Origin of the sequence: Flectobacillus longus (assembly GCF_030056705.1) — a bacterium.
Lineage (GTDB): Bacteria > Bacteroidota > Bacteroidia > Cytophagales > Spirosomataceae > Flectobacillus > Flectobacillus longus.
Genome location: NZ_JASHIC010000048.1, coordinates 15,910 through 32,289, shown reverse-complemented (window position 1 = coordinate 32,289; position 16,380 = coordinate 15,910). Strand labels below are relative to the sequence as shown.

The following is a 16,380-nucleotide window of genomic DNA, read 5'->3' as shown; positions in this document are numbered from 1 at the left end:
GCAAAAAGAAATACCATTAATAAAATGGAAGAAAAAAACCTCGAAAGTAAGTCCTTCCGAGGCTAATATTAATCAAATTTTATAATCTAATCCTTGTCAACTTTTTTCAGGACTAGACAGTTAACAAGTCAGTAAAGGCTACAAGGTTGTTGATTTATGGGTATTTTGTTCTGTTTTTACTAAACTTTTATCAATAATATGAAAAAATATCTTTTACTATTAGCTTGTTGCCTTATTTCAATTTTTGAGAGTTATTCACAATCAAAAACGGATACAGACGTCATAAAAAATACGATTTGGAAAACTGAAAATCTGGGAAATGGTCTTGTTTGGCAGTATTATCATTTTAATCAAAAAGAACTATTTCAATCCAATCAAAGTATTCATATTTTAAGGACAAAGCTTAGAAATAAATCCGTAAAGTTTGCTTTTGGTTCTGCGGATATTCATTGTAAAGAATCCGATACAACAAGAAAATTACTCAAAACAAGCTTGATAGCTGCTACAAACAACGCCTTGGGAGCAGTGAATGGGGGATTTTTTAACACTAAAAAAGGTGGAGCTGTTGACCTAATCAAAATAGATGGAAAAACGTTGGACACTGCAACCTACAATTCTCGTAAAGCGTTGCCCGACCATAGTCGTTCGGCGATTGTAATTCATCACAATAGGATTTCTATCGTAAAAGGAGATACCTTACCATTTTGGGAGAAAAAACTTGCTGAAGAAAATGTCATGGTAACAGGACCTTTATTGTTATTTGATGCTAAAGAAGAACCTTTGAAAAATAATGCTTTTGCCAATAATCGACATCCTCGTACTTGTGCTTGTATTACCAAGACCAAGGAGGTTTTATTGATAACAGTTGATGGTCGCAACGCCGAGGCGCAGGGAATGAGTTTGCAAGAGTTAACTTTTTTAACAAAAAGCCTTGGATGTAAATCTGCTATAAATCTTGATGGGGGAGGCTCGACAACGATGTATATCAAAGATAAGCCTGATAATGGAGTTGTAAATTTTCCTTCTGACAATAAACTATTTGACCATTTTGGAGAGCGTAGTGTCAGTAATATTCTGATGATTTTACCTAAATGAAAAAGGGTGAGAAAATACATCTCACCCTTTCTAGTGTACACATCTGTCTTAATTAAAAAGTTTTTTAGAAAGCGTTTAGGACGAATACCCTCCACGCTCCATTTATTAAGTAACAAGGCTAAATTATGAGTTGTGAATATAAGTTTTTAATTATCAATATTTTACATTCAAAGTCAAGTTCGATGAGGTAAAAGATTATAATCAAAAGTTTATACTCAAAACTCGTCACTCACAATTCAGCACTCATTCTTATCTATTGACCAATACACTAGCTGTGGGTGCATATTTGGTCGGATTTTTTGCATCTGTTGTTACCATTCCTCTTACATATACTGTGTAACATTTGCCAGGAACCACCAACGTTTGATTGACTGTTGCTGTAGTTACCAATGCTACGCCTCCCGAAACCTTTGTAATAAATGGTACAGTAATCGTACCAGATAAGAAGTTATCGATAGGAACTGTGTAAAAAGTATTATCGGCATTTTTGTAAGCAATATTCGTCGCAATTGTTTGACCATTTACTGTAAAATCAATCGTTGTGGAGTTGGAGACTAAGTTCAACACTCGCACATAGATATTTTTACCATTGGCAGCAGGGAATTTATCCTCTAAGGCAACAGCCGAATAATTGGGTGCAACCCCTGTCGCAAACACTGAATAATACTTCCCATCTTCAAGGTTTACATTAGCTGTAAGTCCCACTGCATTGTTCAAAGAAGGAATAACCACTCCCACTTTAGTTGCACCTGCTGGATAAGTCGCATATTCTGCTGTAAGAGGATAGGCGTTACCGTAAGTTAGCAAATTTGGTGCCGCAGGAGGCGTTGTATTCACCCCTGAAAACTTTTTATCGTTCAAATAAATATCTACCCCCGCAACATCAGGTGCTGCATGAATAAATTTAAGGTGACTACCTGTTGCTGGAAGAATATTTTGAAACGAATCGGCTTGTTCACCACAGGCTGCTAGTCCGAAGACACTAGCGGTAAGGGTTATGATAGATAAAAATCTTTTATAAGTCATTTTTGTAAAATTTAGGAGACAAATACTCTCTATTTTAAAAAAATATTCAGAAATGTAAGTGGGTTTTGTCTTTACAAACACCTTAATTATAAGGCGTTTGTAAAGACAAAAATGCTGTTCATTAATAAAATATTTACAGCCTATATCACATAACTTTTCTTTTATTCGGTTTTGGTAAACCACTGCTCATACGTGTGATAATCAGGGTTGTTTCCACCTAATTTGTCCAAGGACGCTCTGTTCCATACATATTCTGAGTTGTAACGCGGACGAACTCGCTGAGCGGGCTTACCGTTGTTGTCGGTAGCCAATGTTCTAGGCAGTGCAAATCCTGTGTATATATTAGCGTCATATTTATATCTACGCAAGTCTACCCAAGTTTCTACGTTTCCGTGCGCATATAAGGCGATGAATTTTTGGCACATAATATCACTAAGCGTCAAATCCGCACCTGTTTGTTTAACGGCTTTACTGGCTAAGAAAGTAGCTTTATCTGTTGCAGATACACCCACAAAATCCATGTGAGCCGAGATAGCATTTTTATAGGCAGCCAAAGCTGTAGTTTTGTCACCTTTCTTAAATGCTGCTTCAGCTTTGATAAACTGAATTTCTGCATAAGTAATGATAGGGAAAGCCGCATCGTCTTTGTAGATATACTTTCCTTTGGTTACATCGACTGGTGATTTACCTACCAATGCCGAAGGAGCGACTCCCCAAAGAATAGGAACACGCTTAGGGTTGTCGACTGGCGTAGCATTAGGGTCAACACTACCAGGCGTTACGCCTCTATACACTCCATCAACACAAGCGGTAAACATCAATGGTAAGCGTGGGTCAACCACACCATTGAAAACACGACCATCCAATAAACTGATACTAAAGTCTGTTTGACGGTACGATTGCATGTTATCACGAAGTGGTCCAAAGAAGTTGGCATCAGCCGTACTCGAACCACGGTGAGGCACCATAAAGTTGTCGGCATTGGACGACATAGCTTTGTCACAATATTCGATAACCTTATCTGGATTGTATGAGCTTTTGTTACTGATGTGGTTGGCGTTACGAGCTAAGTTAGCATATACAAACTTTTTCCATTTGTCCACATTACCACCATATACTTTATCGCCTCTTACTAATGAACCTACGCCATCGCCAGTTTTATTGAGATTATCTAGTGCTTCTTGACTCAAGCGACGAACTTCTTCATAAATCAAATCCTGAGAATCATAATCGAAAACATAACGGTTAGGTTCAAAGGCTTGTTTCAATACCATTTCGCAATGCCAGTCGGTAGTACTTTGCCACGACCATGCACGAATTGCTTTGGCGGCTCCAACGTAATCCCATTTTTGCTTGGCTACACCATCTGCAACAATCAAATCAATATTTTGACCAATAGACCAGTAATGAGAACGCCATTTTTCACCGCCAGCATCTGAACCAGATGCGTAGCTATGTAAATCCCATGTATTCGCTGCGGCTGAAGAAGCCCAAACCTGTGAGTATTGACCTGCATAACGACCATCAAATTGTTCGCCACGAACCATTTGAGATACAATAGGAGGGAGGAGTGCATAACCTTCTGCAACTTGTGGGTTGCTTGGGTCTTCGTTGATATTGAGATAATCTTGGCAACTACTCATCATAAGTGCTGTAGCTGCAAGAAATATATAGGATGATACTTTTTTCATGTCTTTCTTTTGTTTTAACTGAATTTTAAATAAAAACAGATTTCAATTAGAACGTTACGTTGATACCAGTACTGAATGTGCGAGGCAAAGAAACTGTACCAAAGTCGATACCAGCAGCACCAACACCCAACGAAGTGGCAGTAGTACCGTTTACACTTGGGTCGGCACCTGTGTAATTGGTAATCAAGAATAATTCAGTGCCACGAACGAAAATAGAGGCGTTTTTAACCCATTTCACATTAGCCAAAACTTTTGATGGAAGTGAATAAGACAAGCTTACATCACGCATACGAAGCCAGTTGATACTGTGTTCAACAAAATCTGATTCAGCCAATGAACTGTAGAAGGCTTGGTTGGTACTAGTGCTTGGTGTAATTTGAACAGTGTTTGGCGTTGGATTATCTGTATTTTCGTAACCATCTCTTAATACGCCTTTGTAGATAATTGGCGTGTTGCGGTCAAGTGTTTTGGTACTCAAACCACGCTCGTACAACCACATCGCATTACCGTTAAATACATCTCCACCTTTACGAATATCCAACAAGAATGACAAGTTGATAGACTTATAAGTAAATGAGTTTCTTAAACCAATTGAGAAGTCTGGATTACGGTCACCAATCGGTAAGAAGTTGGTATTTTTGATAGGTAAACCTGTAGCTGGGTTAATCAAAATATCACCTCTCTTATTACGCAAATAGCTATATCCGCCAATTGCTGTTGCCGAACCAGCCCATTGCTGATAATAGCTTAGATTATCTACTGTAGGGAAGTATTTCGACAAATCTCCTACAAAAGCACTCGCACGAGCATTGTTGTACAACCATGTATCCGAATTGTAATATTCGGCTACGTCGGCAGGAAGATTTTTTACATCTGTTGTAAACTTCGAGAAGTTGACATTGACATCCCAAGAGAAGTTAGAGGTTTTTACAGGAGAACCTGATAGTTGTACTTCAACACCCTTGTTTGAGAATGTACCACCATTCAACAAAGCGAAGATAAAACCTGTGGCATAACTCAAACGTTGTGTTACGATTTGGTCAGAACGTTCATTTGAATAGAAGGCTGCATCTAGATTCAGACGACCTTTGAAGAAACGTAATTCAGCACCTACTTCCATACCAACACCTCTTTCTGGTTTTAAGTTAGGGTTACCGCCGTAGAAACCATAAGCAAAACCACCATCTGTTGTAGTTTGTGGTGTAAGCGTCGACTTGATTTTGTATGGAGTAGCTGGGTCTTTACCTGTTTGGGCATAAGACGCACGAAGTTTACCAAACGAAAGGAATCCTAAATCTTTGAAAGCAGGCAATTCTGTAAAGACAAAACTAGCACTTACTGAAGGATAGAAATAGTCATATCTGGTAGCACCATACAAAGCTGATGACCAGTCATTTCTGCCAGTTGCTTTTAAGTAAAGAATGTCTTTGTAGTTCAAATCTAAGCTAGCAAAAACACTTTGTAAACGTTTCTGCTGAATCGTTACTTTTCCTCTTTGTGTTGTTACATCGGTATTGTTGATACTGTTAAATTCTGGCAAATAGAGTTTTTCACCATACGACGCATTTACTTCAGATTTATCGTCTTGGAAAGATGTACCCACGAGAATAGACCCGTCAATGTCACCAATTTTCTTTTTAGCGGTAGCAATAAAGTTTCCGTTAAAGATTCTACCTACATCAATCGCATTGTCGATATAGCCTTTTGCTGCAATACCATTGGCAGCAGCTACTGCACTCGAACCACTTCCCGATTCTGGATGAATCAATAAATTAAGGAAGGTAGTATAGGTATCTACACCGAAGCGACCAGTTACATTTAACCAAGGCTTGATGTCGGCCGAAAGAGAGATATTTTCAATCATGCGAAGGGTTCTCTCCTTATTTTGGTTTTTATATAAACTAAAGTAAGGGTTATCTAATTCAGAGTTGTCGGCAGGAACCAAACGGCGTCTTGTACCATCAACGTTGAGATAGTTGCTCATATCGTCGTTGGCAGGCCAGCCTAAAGCACTTAAATACATACCGTTTGCACCTCTGTAGGCTTTGGTAATATCCGAATTGGTTAGGGCAAATGAGTTTGTTACTGTTACACCTTTAGCAATTTCGGCACTACCTGTCAATTTGGTTTGGAACTGCTTCATACCCGTGGTAGGTACAACACCTGACTGGTCAGTGTAGGCAGCAGAGAAACGATAAGTGATTTTTTGTCCACCTTCAACACTCAAGTTATGACGTTGCGTAGTTCCTGTTTGGAAGAAATTACCTACGTTATCATAGAGTTGTGTATTTGTACCTTCTGCGTATTTTGGTCCACGATAGGCTGTGGCTGTTGGGTCAATTACACCATACGAACCTCTACCATATACTTTCTGAGTTTCGACAAAACGATATATATTCGAAAAGTCAAAAGAGTTGCTGTAATTTACTCTTGTTGCTCCTTTTGAGCCTTTTTTAGTAGTAATCATAATTACCCCCGACGAACCTTCAGAGCCATAAAGTGCTGCGGCTTCAAGACCTTTCAGAACGGTAATGCTCTCAATATCATTTGGGTTAATATCTGCAATACGGTTCATGTAGTCATTGGCACGGTTTGGTCCATCAGATACCAAGCCACCTTGCGAGAAAGTATTGTTACTTACAGGCAAACCGTCAATTACGTACAAAGGGGAGTTGCTACCACCAATAGACGTAGCACCACGAAGTTGTACTTGTGCCGATGCCCCTGGTAGGCCAGTCGTTGGCGTCATTGTAAGACCTGCCACACGACCTTGCATCGCCATTAGGAAGTTACTGCGACCAGTGTTCGAAATTTCCTCACCTTTTACATCTTGTACCGAGTACCCTAAAGCTCTTTTTTCTTGCTTAATTCCTAGCGCTGTTACAACTACCTCGTCAAGTGCAGAGGTCATAGATTTTAAGGATACATCAATTTTTGATTGTTTTCCTACCTTAATTTCCTGTTTTTCGAAACCTAAAAAACTAAAAACCAAAATGGTATTGTCCGTCACAGAAATCTTAAATGTACCGTCTTCGCTTGTAGTTGCTCCCTTAGATGTTCCTTTGATGCTAATGCTTACACCTGCCAAACCAGCATTATCTTCGGCATTAGTAACTTTTCCTGTTACCTGTCTGTCTTGGCCATAACTCAATTGCGAAGTGCCTATTACGACGCAAAAGAGAAGCCATGTGAGTTTGTTGAGTAATATTTGTTTCATAAATAAAATTGGTTGTTGTTGATTTGAAAAGACATTGTGTATGGTTTATGTGAAAAAACGGAATGACAGTACTTTTCTAGTGCGCTGAGAAAGTCACTAGAAACTACTAATTAGAGAAATGAAACAAGAATAGAAAAGACAAACCGAAGGTGGTGTATAATCAGTTAAATAGAGGTAAGTAAAATGTTATTCAATTGTATGTTGTCTATCTGAAAGTGCTTAAAGTCAGTTGATTAAGTGCTTGTGATAAGACTAAAATAAAACTAACAATTCTTTTACTTAAAAATGAATACATCCATAGGTTTGAGTACACCGAATGTTGGTAATGATAGCGTTTAGAATGATTTGTTTATAAACAAATAAAAATTACAATATTCACTCAAACTTAACATTCGTAATTCAATGTGATATATCTCAGGTCTTTTTCATTCAAAACAGAGAAAAGGGTAAGAAGATACCTACCCGTTTCTGTTTTGTTATTTAGTTATGTTGATTAAAGGTAAAATGGGTTAATTGTCTGGATTGCTAGGAGTTGATGGGTTATTCAAACGTTCGGTATTTGGATATGGATAATAGTTACGAGAGCGCTCAGCACTAGTACCTTTGTCAAATCCTGGACGAGCAAATCTTCTTGAATCTTCCAAATCCAAGCCAGACATATATAATTCGATACGACGATTTCTATAAATTTCTGTCAAAACTGCATCTTGTGTATTGGCACCCGAATACGCCGTTAAGCCAGCACCAAGTCCCCAAACGTCAGTGGTTTTGGTCAATACTTTGTTTAACTCAACCACAGCATTGGTCAAGTCATTTTTTCTAGCATAAGCTTCTGCTTTGATTAAGCTTATTTCACCTGGTAAATACACTGGTATCGAGACAGTATTGGCTGTAAAAAATCCTTTTCCACGATAGACTCCTTGTACTGGAGTGCGTGAACTGAAGTAAAAGTCAATACGTTTGTCGGCTGTGTTAGGTGCCAAACTTGCAGGCAAACCCATATTCAAATCCAATGGCTGATACACGTTGATATTACTCAAAGCAGTTTCGAAAATAGGGTTACGACTTTGGTCATCAAACTTGTATTCTGACTTTTTGGTAAGGTCTACTTTATTGGCAAGTTCGATTGCTTTGTCATTGTTGCCCAACATTAAATAATATCTTGAAGCCAAGGCATAAGCCGTATTTACATAGTCGATTCCTCCAACAATTCTGTTAGTGAAAGTTGTAGGAGCGGTAGTTGTAGCCACAGCACTCGCTGCTGATTCTAAGAGTGTTACAGCTTCTTGTAAAACCTCCTGACGAGTATTAAATGCTGCATTTTCAGAAACTTTTACTGGTGCTTTTTCAAAGAATTGAGCCAATGTACCTAAAGAAATAGCCTTGAAAATCGAAGCGTGTGCCGTGATATAGGCCTTCAAAGCAGGGTCATTTACTTTTGATACATTGTTCAAAATCAAATCAGCGTTAGCTTTTACCAGATTGGATTGTTCCCAAAGGTTTTTGACAACACCATTGGTTTCGGTAACATTGGCACCGCCTTTTTGTAAGAAATCTTCATCGGCATTACCAGCATTGAGTACTGTAAGCGATTTTGTGGTCAAACCTGCTGCCGTAACCGAAGCGTAAATAGGGCTGGTGCGAGACACCGTAAAACGATACTGTAAGCCATTACACAAGGCAATCAAGCCATTTGGGTCGTTTACTACTTGTGTTTCACTAGCTGAACTTGGATTGAGATATTCACTCTGACAACCAGCGAGTCCTAAGGTCAGGGCTAAACCCAAAATTGATATTTTATTGAAATATTTTTTCATACCTGTAAAGGTTGTTAATGCTCTAACTAAAATTTTCTTTTGTACAATTGAAAGTGAATTCCGCAAGTCCTAACATTAGAAGTTTGCAGAAATAGTCAACTGATAAGTACGTGGAATTGGAATATTACCAAAGTCTACACCTCTCAATAAGCTACTGTTACCACCTGCGTTTGTTTCTGGGTCAAAACCGTTGTAGTTATCCCACGAAACCAAGTTACGACCTACTAATGACACATTTAAGTCGTACTTACCAGCCAAGGCTTTCACAAAAGAATACCCTAATGATACTTCACGAAGTTTGACAAATGAGCCATTGTCTACACGATATTCTTCAATTGGTACAAGAGCGAAAACAGTACCACGAGGAGCCGTGCCACGTAGCTCGGCTTCGGCCAAGTCGCCAATACCTACGTTGTTACGAGTACGCTTGTCAGCATTGAATACTTGTACGCCTTGGATAGCATCTAATAAGAAACGAAGGGATAATTTTTTATACTGAAAATTAGAGCTAAACGAGCCTGTCCAGTCTGGATTTGGATTACCGATTACTGAAGTAACAAATGCACCCGTTGGTTGTCCTGAGGCATCTCTTTGTGGGGTATAACTCAAAATGCCTGTTTGAGTACCACGCTCACGTTGTGGAAAACCTTGTGGTGTAAGTAATAACGAGCCGTCGGCATTGCGTGCGTAAGGGTTGCCATAGAATACCGATGCTGGTTGACCTTCAATCAAGAAGATAGGAGCACCTGCTGCGTTGGTAATAGCTACGTTGCCACCAGGAAGTTTGTTGATTTTGTTGCGGTTGCTACTAAATACTACGTTGGCATCCCATGAGAAATCTTTTGTTTTGATAACGTTGGCACCCAACGAAACTTCAAAACCTTTGTTCTGCATTTCACCTACGTTGTTTACAATACTCGTTCCACCCGACGAAGCGGCTAGTACACGGTTTACTACTAAGTCGGTAATATTTTGTGAGTAATAAGTCAAACCAAGGGATACTTTGTTTTTTACTAAAGAAAAATCTCCCCCAAATTCCAACTCACGCATACGTTCAGGTTTTACCGATGGATTGGCTAACTGACGACCTGGCAAAATGGTGCTTTTGCCCAAATAAGCAGCAGGAGAAAATTGCCAAAAACGGTCATAAGTACCCAAAGCTGTCAAACCACCCGCATCACCAAATGAAGCACGTAATTTAGCACCATTTAACCAACCTTCTTTTCCTTCAACCAATACATAAGAACCACTGATTTTTGGATATAATTGGTTTGTTTGGTCTGGTGAGAAAATGGTCGAACCATCACGACGGATGGCTCCTGTCAAGAACGCACGATTTTTGTACCCAAAAGTAGCTTGAAAAAACTGTCCAGTTACTGCATATCTGTCGAGTCCGTAGGTTGCAGTCACCGTGGTCGAAGCGGCTCCACTAACAGTTTCGATAAATGGAGCCAAGTTCTGACCAGTAGTTGTACTTATATCTGTTTGCGTATATTGGTGGTTAAAACCAGCCGTCAACGTCATTTTTACATCATCCGAAAGGTTTTTGTCATAACCAATATTTACATCAGTATTGAACAAAAACGTATTACTACTAGCTGTAGCGGCAAAACCCATTGGGTAGCGCTCAAGTGGCAAGCCTGCTTCAGTAGCATAAGGATATGGTTTAATTGTATTTTTTCCTAATTGAGAAAAAGCGTCAATACCCATTACCCAGTCAATAGTAAGCCCTTTGGCTGGCGTCAAGTTCAATTGTAAGTCCGCAATAGTACGGTTGGTAGCCTGTGAAAAATCCATATCCTCAATGGTAGACAATGGGTTTACACGAGTAGGTTCTACAGCCAAAAGGTTTCCTGCGGCATCACGTTTGGTAATATCATAAATATTATTGGTGATGTTTACGGAGTTGATAGGGCTGTAAAATACGTTTCCGTTAGGTTTTTCATTTGAGAAGGTGTTGATATAATTCAAACCCGCCGAAACTTTTGCCCAGTTATTCAAGTGTTGGTCAACTCGTACTTTGAGTCCGTAGCGTTGAAAATCAGCACCTTTGATAATACCTTGATTTTTCATGTACGAAACCGAAGCCAAATATTGTGTTTTTTCATTACCACCCGTAATAGATAGGTAATTGTCGGTGCCAACACCAGTTCTGAAAATTTGGTCTTGATAGTCATAACGAGTAACATCTACCAAATTTGTTGCTAAAGGAGTACTTGTTCCATCTCTCAAGATATTGGTAGTAGTTACGCCTGGGTTAGCTGCAATTTGAGCTGCCGAGACCCCTCCGATGGTATGTAAGCGCAAACCCGCAAAACCAAACTGTTTGCCATAAGTACTAACAAATACTTTTTTACGCAATTGATTTACACTCATGCTAGTCGAAAACGTAACCTTTGGTGTTCCTGACTTACCTCGTTTGGTCGTAATAATTACCACCCCGTTGCTTGCACGTGAACCGTACACCGCTGCTGCCGCTGCACCATTCAATACGTTGATAGTTTCAATATCCTGAGGGTTAATATCTGCCATGCGGTTGGTACCAAGATTCGCAACACCAGCCTGAGCATCTACAGCGATCTGAGATACGTTTGACGAAGCGTTACTTACAACAACTCCATCGATTACATAAAGTGGGTCGGAGCTACCTCTCAAAGACTTAGTACCTCTCAAACGAATACTAATACCTCCAGAAGGATCTCCAGAGTTTTGTGTAATTTGCGCCCCCGGAATTTTTCCTTGCAACGCCGAGAACAAATTGGTTGTCCCTGTCTTTTGGAGTGCATCTGCTTTTACGGAGTTGATAGTATTACCCAGCTCACGTTTGTTAGATGATAAGGTTGAGCCCGTAAACACTACTTCATCCAAGGCAAAAGCATCGTCATCGCTTAGGGTAAGGTCTAGGTTAAGGGTATTTGAACTCCCTAATGTGATATTTTTAGTAGCATTTTTATATCCTATAGAACGGAATATCAATTCATAGCTGCCTTCTTTGAGGTTGGCACGTAAGGTGTATTCACCTTTAGCGTCGGCAACTGTACCCAAAGTTGTACCTTTGATAATTACTGAAGTACCCGCAAGTGCTTCATTTGTCGATTGAGAAGTGATTTTCCCTTTGATGGTATAGGTTTGAGCAAGAGCCGAAATGGACATCAGCATCAGTGCAACCAAAACCATAAAAGGTTTCTGTAAAGTTTTTTTCATAAGTCAATACATGGTTAAAATTGGATGAATGATTTTTGCGCTTTTATGCTAAAATTTTCATGAATATACAATTAAAACAGGCAAATACCTGCATTTTTAAGCAAGGAAATATTGACAAAAATATTGATTTTATTCAGATTTGTTTAAATTTATATAAATATATTACAAAAACTAAGTATAATTCCCTAATTCTTAATCATTAATACTTAAATAAAACGGCAAAAACCTGCAAGGTTACTGCTTACTAATCGCAATAGTATGTTAAAAAAAGAAAGACAGGCCTTTATCATCAAGGAAATTAACCTGCACAACAAAGTCTTATCTTCAGATTTGAGTATGGCTTTGGATGTGTCAGAGGATACTATTCGGCGTGATCTCAATGAGTTAGCCTTAGAAGGACGTGTTGTGAAGGTGCATGGAGGAGCTTTGTCAAAATCGTATCAGATGGCGGCTGTTCAGGCAGATACCTATGCGTATGAGAAGAAAGAGATAATTGCCATGAAAACCTTGAAGCTGTTTAAAGATGGCATGGTGATTTTGACGAGCGGAGGCACTACCATGCGTGAAATCGCCAAGCGTTTACCAGAATCATTACAGGTGACTTTTTTTACAATAAGTCCACTTATCGCCCTCGAACTAGCCGAGCATCCTAAAGCCGATGTGATTTTGTTGGGTGGTCAGCTTTCCAATGCGTCAAAAGTAACTATTGGGGCAGAGGTGGTTCAGAAAATCAGCGAAATCAAAGCGGATATTTGTATTTTGGGTATCAATGGCATGGACCTAGATGGTATCACCGATTCGGATTATGAAATTGTGCAGGTAAAAAAAGCGATGATAAAAGCATCGAAACAGATGATTATCCCCACTATTTCGGAAAAACTCAACACTGCGCTTCGTTATAAAGTAACACCCACAGCCGACATAGATTGTTTGATTACAGAGCTTTCGCCTTTGCATGATACGATTCAACCTTATTTGTCTCAAGTGAAACTTGTTTTATAAGGATGAGGTTTTCGGGGAAAATGGGTAACTTTGATGAAGAAAATATCTGAATTTGAGGATAGGATAAAAATATCACTTTCAACTATTCATTGTTTCAAATTCGATTTCACGTTAATCAAAAATCAAAAATGTCGTCAGTTGTAATTGCTCCTATCGCAGAAAGTTTACCTCAATTTTTATCTGATTCAAAGTACTCAAAGGTACACGTGATTGTAGATGAAAATACAAAACGCCATTGCTATTCGCTCGTAAAACCTTTTTTACCCAAGCATACACTCACTCAAATCAAGTCGGGGGAACAAGAAAAAACCTTAGCTACTTGCGAAAAAATTTGGCAAGATATGACTGATGCCGAATTGGATAGACACAGCTTAGTTGTGAATATTGGCGGTGGCGTGATTGGTGATATGGGTGGTTTTTGTGCATCGACCTACAAAAGAGGGATTGATTTTATCCAAATTCCGACAACCTTGTTGGCTCAGGTAGATGCTAGCGTAGGAGGGAAGTTGGGTATCGATTTTCATGGATTCAAAAATCATATTGGCGTATTTCGTATTCCTAATACCGTTTTGATAGATCCAATTTTTACTAAAACCTTACCTTTTAATGAATTGCGTTCTGGTTTTGCTGAAATCGTGAAGCATTGTTTGATTGCAGACAAAGCCAAATGGGATATTATCAAACGTAAAGACTTCGAAGCACAAGATTTTGCTGATTTGATTAGTCACTCTGTTGAAATCAAAAAAGCTGTTGTAGCTCAAGACCCTACAGAAAAAGGCTTACGTAAAATCCTTAATTTTGGGCATACACTTGGACACGCTATTGAGACGTTTTATTTGGGTAAACCAAAATTACATTTACTCCACGGCGAAGCTATTGCCGCAGGAATGATTTGTGAGGCGTTTGTAGGTTTCAGAAAAGGATTGATTACACAAAAAGAATTAGCTGAAATAGAAGAATTTATTTTCTCTGTTTACGGTATCGCAACTATCCAAGCGGAGGATGTAGAAGAAATAATCGCACTTACGGCGCAAGACAAGAAAAATAAAGGAAAAGAAGTAAGATTCTCTTTATTGGAAGGTATCGGAAAATGCGGTTTTGATATTGCCATCAGTGCCAAAGAAATGAAAGACGCCTTGGCGTATTATAGAGGTGACGTGAATTAGTATATGAGTGAACAGTGATAATGGCACAAAGTAGCAAAGGCACAGAGGCACAAAGTGTGAATTGAGGTATAAAGTAGCAAAGGCACAGAGGCACAAAGTGAAAGATAAACCACTTTGTGCCTTTGCCACTCCACACACTAAAAATTCGGTTTCAACAAATATTTCGAATAGAAATCATCAATTACACGAACAGCGTCGGTTGGGTTATCTACTAATGAAATCAAATCCAAGTCATCTGGATTGATGTTACCAGCATTTACCATCGTCGTTTTAATCCAATCTAGCAAGCCACCCCAATATTCTTTACCCACTAATACGACTGGGAAACGACCAAGCTTATGTGTTTGAATCAAAGTCAAAGACTCAAACATTTCGTCGAGTGTACCAAAGCCTCCTGGCATAATAATAAAGCCCTGTGAGTATTTGACAAACATTACTTTGCGTACAAAGAAAAAGTCAAAATTGATACTCTTGTCATTGTCAATATATGGATTAGGATGTTGTTCAAATGGTAATTCGATATTCAAACCAACAGATTTTCCTCCTTGTAGTTTAGCACCTTTGTTACCTGCTTCCATAATACCAGGTCCACCGCCAGTTATTACACCATATCCATGGCGAACCAATTTAGCGGCAATTTCCTCAGCCATGATATAATAAGGGTTGTCGGGTTTTGTACGAGCAGAACCAAAAATCGAAACACAAGGGCCGATTTTTGCCATTTTGTCGATACCTTCTACAAATTCTGACATAATCTTGAATACTCTCCACGATTCTTCAGAACGAATTTCTGCCCAAGTGTGGTCAACAAAAGCTCTTTTAATTTTGTCTTCTTCTTTCAACAACTTTTCGCTTTCTCTTTCAGTCATAGCTTTTTCCGGTTTTTATCGTTACAAAATAATGGTTTCTTGCACAATGGTCAGTACCTTTGCACTAAGCACCAAAAAAGCTTAACGTAAAAAAAATATTTTTTGTTACACATTCACTGAATTTTTTTCAAAAATGTCAAAGAAAATTGCCATCGGAGGTGACCACGCAGGTTTTGAGTACAAAGCAGAAATTGTAAATTATTTACAATCAAAAGGTTACGATGTAAAAGATTTTGGTCCATACAGCACTGCATCTTGCGATTATCCTGACTTTGCTCATCCAGTAGCATCGGCAGTTGAAACAAAAGAGTTTGATTTGGGTATCTTGTTGTGCGGAAGTGCCAACGGTGTGGCTATTACAGCCAACAAGCATCAGGGAATCCGTGCGGGTTTGGCTTGGAACACAGAAGTAGCCAATTTAGTACGTTTGCACAACGATGCGAATATCGTTTGTGTACCTGCTAGATTTGTGAGCTTAGAAGAAGCTTTTGCAATTGTAGATACTTTCTTGAATACAGAATTTGAAGGTGGTCGCCACCAATTGCGTGTGAATAAAATTCCATGCTAATTGAGGATTTTTCGATAATTTGGAGATTAGAAAATACGCTAATCTCCAAATTATCAAATCACTCTTCCGTCCTCCATCTCAATGATTTGCTGTGTTCTTTCTGCAAAATTAGGGTCATGCGTCACAATCAACAAAGACTGTTTGTACTCTTCAGATAATTGACGGAATATATCAAAAACTACCTCCGTATTTTTCTTATCCAAATTTCCTGTAGGTTCGTCACCCATAATAATCAGTGGGTCATTGATAAGTGCTCGTGCAATCGCCACACGCTGTTTTTCGCCACCTGACAGTTGATTGGCTTTTTTTAGTGCCTTACTATCCATCCCCAGCTTTCGCAAATGCTCAATGGCTCGATGTTCTAATTCTTGATGAGAAATCTTTCCTAGTTTTAGTCCTGGCAACATGACGTTTTGGAGCACGCTGAACTCGTTGAGGAGGTAATGAAATTGAAAAACAAATCCAATCTTTTCATTGCGTACACGAGCCAATTCAGCTTCGGTTTTACCAGTAAGTTTTTCCCCATCAATCCATAATTCACCTTCATAGTCGGTATCCATCGTAGAAAGGATGTAGAGTAAGGTCGATTTTCCACAACCTGACTTTCCGACAATAGAGGTAAATTGACCTTTAGGTATTTCGATACTTACATCTTTCAAAATAGGTACCGTCACAGGGTCGTGAAAACTTTTATTGATATGTTTGGCTTCAAGCAACATTTCGAT

11 protein-coding genes are annotated in these 16,380 nt (G+C 39.0%); 4 read left to right on the top strand and 7 right to left on the bottom strand.

The features are described from left to right. Positions 1 to 198: 198 nt before the first annotated feature. Positions 199 to 1,095: a phosphodiester glycosidase family protein gene (locus tag QM491_RS24950; RefSeq protein ID WP_283330290.1), complete on the top strand. Its 897-nt coding sequence runs from the start codon at positions 199 to 201 to the stop codon at positions 1,093 to 1,095. 249 nt (positions 1,096 to 1,344) lie between these two features. Here QM491_RS24950 and QM491_RS24945 read toward each other — a convergent pair whose 3' ends face one another. The 5 genes from QM491_RS24945 to QM491_RS24925 form a co-directional block, all read right to left on the bottom strand. Next, positions 1,345 to 2,121 (bottom strand): DUF4397 domain-containing protein, encoded by a 777-nt coding sequence (locus QM491_RS24945; RefSeq protein ID WP_283330288.1) that lies wholly within the window; start codon positions 2,119 to 2,121, stop codon positions 1,345 to 1,347. A 161-nt stretch (positions 2,122 to 2,282) separates the two neighbouring features. Continuing rightward, the gene (locus QM491_RS24940; protein WP_283330287.1) at positions 2,283 to 3,812 is read right to left on the bottom strand and encodes a SusD/RagB family nutrient-binding outer membrane lipoprotein; all 1,530 of its coding nucleotides are present in this window, start codon (positions 3,810 to 3,812) and stop codon (positions 2,283 to 2,285) included. 46 nt (positions 3,813 to 3,858) lie between these two features. After that, positions 3,859 to 7,029, bottom strand: a complete 3,171-nt coding sequence (locus QM491_RS24935) for a SusC/RagA family TonB-linked outer membrane protein (RefSeq protein ID WP_283330285.1) — start codon at positions 7,027 to 7,029, stop codon at positions 3,859 to 3,861. 509 nt (positions 7,030 to 7,538) lie between these two features. Continuing rightward, complete coding sequence (locus QM491_RS24930) at positions 7,539 to 8,846, bottom strand: RagB/SusD family nutrient uptake outer membrane protein (RefSeq protein WP_283330284.1); 1,308 nt, start codon at positions 8,844 to 8,846, stop codon at positions 7,539 to 7,541. Between the two features lie 75 nt (positions 8,847 to 8,921). Beyond that, positions 8,922 to 12,050, bottom strand: a complete 3,129-nt coding sequence (locus QM491_RS24925; protein ID WP_283330282.1) for a SusC/RagA family TonB-linked outer membrane protein — start codon at positions 12,048 to 12,050, stop codon at positions 8,922 to 8,924. 258 nt (positions 12,051 to 12,308) lie between these two features. Between QM491_RS24925 and QM491_RS24920 the strand changes: the two genes are divergently transcribed. Together QM491_RS24920 and aroB are read left to right on the top strand one after the other, a co-directional pair. Continuing rightward, positions 12,309 to 13,052 carry a DeoR/GlpR family DNA-binding transcription regulator gene (locus QM491_RS24920; protein ID WP_283330281.1) on the top strand — a complete coding sequence of 248 codons (744 nt, stop codon included), beginning with the start codon at positions 12,309 to 12,311 and terminating at the stop codon, positions 13,050 to 13,052. Positions 13,053 to 13,180: 128 nt separating this feature from the next. Then, complete coding sequence (gene aroB / locus QM491_RS24915) at positions 13,181 to 14,218, top strand: 3-dehydroquinate synthase (RefSeq protein WP_283330280.1); 1,038 nt, start codon at positions 13,181 to 13,183, stop codon at positions 14,216 to 14,218. Positions 14,219 to 14,355: 137 nt separating this feature from the next. On the opposite strand, the gene QM491_RS24910 is transcribed toward aroB, so the two are convergent. Then, entirely contained in the window at positions 14,356 to 15,087 is a 732-nt protein-coding gene (locus QM491_RS24910) for an LOG family protein (RefSeq protein WP_095166495.1), read from the bottom strand. Between the two features lie 133 nt (positions 15,088 to 15,220). On the opposite strand from QM491_RS24910, the gene rpiB reads away from it, so the two are divergent. Continuing rightward, positions 15,221 to 15,655 (top strand): ribose 5-phosphate isomerase B, encoded by a 435-nt coding sequence (gene rpiB, locus QM491_RS24905; RefSeq protein WP_283330279.1) that lies wholly within the window; start codon positions 15,221 to 15,223, stop codon positions 15,653 to 15,655. 53 nt (positions 15,656 to 15,708) lie between these two features. Here rpiB and QM491_RS24900 read toward each other — a convergent pair whose 3' ends face one another. After that, entirely contained in the window at positions 15,709 to 16,374 is a 666-nt protein-coding gene (locus QM491_RS24900; RefSeq protein ID WP_283330278.1) for an ABC transporter ATP-binding protein, read from the bottom strand. Between the last annotated feature and the right edge of the window lie 6 nt (positions 16,375 to 16,380).